The sequence below is a fragment of the Nocardioides ginsengisoli genome (assembly GCF_039537225.1).
In the GTDB taxonomy this organism is placed as follows: domain Bacteria; phylum Actinomycetota; class Actinomycetes; order Propionibacteriales; family Nocardioidaceae; genus Nocardioides; species Nocardioides ginsengisoli.
Genome location: NZ_BAABAC010000050.1, coordinates 1 through 1,416, shown reverse-complemented (window position 1 = coordinate 1,416; position 1,416 = coordinate 1). Strand labels below are relative to the sequence as shown.

2 protein-coding genes are annotated in these 1,416 nt (G+C 78.7%); both read left to right on the top strand.

Features of this window, described 5'->3' with window-relative positions:
- Positions 1 to 669 (top strand): FHA domain-containing protein (locus tag AB4880_RS25350; protein WP_367922015.1); only part of this gene is annotated, 669 nt, incomplete at its 5' end.
- Between the two features lie 47 nt (positions 670 to 716).
- Positions 717 to 1,416, top strand: a 700-nt coding sequence (locus AB4880_RS25345) for an RDD family protein (RefSeq protein WP_367922014.1), incomplete at its 3' end; no start/stop codon positions are given.

Below are 1,416 nucleotides of genomic sequence, written 5' to 3'. Positions count from 1 at the left end.
CCGCCCGTGCCGCCGACCCCGCCGCCGGGCTGGGTCCCGCCGCCGCCCCCGCTGCCCGCGGAGCCCGAGCCCGCCCCGGCTGAGCCGGCCGCGGCCGAGCCCGCAGCGCCGGAGCAGCACGACGCGCCGCTCACGGTCGGCTCGTGGGAGCCGGTCGGGAGCGGCTTCCCGCCGCCCGCGCCGGCGAGCGACGTCCCCGACGTCCCGAGCATCCCCAACCCGATCGACCACGACGGCTTCACGGTGGTCGGCGGCGAGCCGCCCGCACCCGCCGTCCCCGGGTTCGGCGACCAGCCGGCCGCGCCGGCCGGTGCGCAGCCCGTGGCCAAGCTCCTCGTCTCCGACGGGCAGTCGATCCTCGTCGACCGCGCGGTGCTCATCGGCCGGGCGCCGGAGGCACGGCGGTTCACCTCCACCGAGCAGCCGACGCTGGTCACCGTCCCCAGTCGGCTGCACGAGATCTCCTCGACCCACGTCGAGGTGCGGCCCGGCACCGGCGCCGACCTCGGTACGGCGGTCGTCACCGACATGGGCTCCACCAACGGCACCGTCCTGGTCCAGCCCGGACTGGGCCCGGAGGACCTCAAGCCGGGCATCGCCGTCCAGCTCATCCCGGGCGCGATCATCAACCTCGGCGACGGCGTCACCATCCAGGTGACCCGGCCCTGACCCGGCCCACCACCACGACCTGACCGCTGCTACTCGGAGCGCACCGCATGTCCCTCGCCCCACCCGCCACCGCCGGACCCGCCGCGTCCGGCGACGCCGTCGCCTCCCCGCCGGCCGAGACCGACCGCCGGTTCACGGCGTTCCTCCTCGACCGGGTGCTGGGCTGGGGACTCGCCGCCGTCGCCGCGGCGGTCGGCTGGTGGCTCGGCGACAGCGTGCTCACCGGCGTCCTGGCCGGGCTCGTGACCCTGGTCGTCGTCGGCCTGGTGCTGGCGATCCAGCTCGGCGCCACCGGCCGGACGCCGGGCAAGGCGGCGGTGGGCCTCCGCGTCGTCCGCCGTACGACGGGCCGGCCGATCGGCGTCGCGCCGGCACTCGGCCGCACGCTCGTCCTCGGCATCGCCGGCCTCCCGACGGTCGGACTCGGCTGGGCGACCCTCGCCTGGACCGCCGCCATGGACCCGTCGCGCCGGCGCCGCGCCCTCCACGACCGGATCGGCGACGCGATCGTCGTCGACGTCCGCGCCCGGCCGGTCGACGCCGGCCTCGACGACGGCGACGTCCGGCCCCAGCAGCTCGTCAACCTCACCGCGATGCGGCTGGTCCCGGCGCCGCCCGTGGTGGAGATGTCGATCCCCACCCCGGCCCCGGCCGTCCCGACTCCGCCGCCCGCGCCCCGGCCAGCGCCGGCAGCAGCAGCCGCCCCCGCGGCCGTCGCGGCGCCCCTGCCGCCGGCGGCGCCCGGCG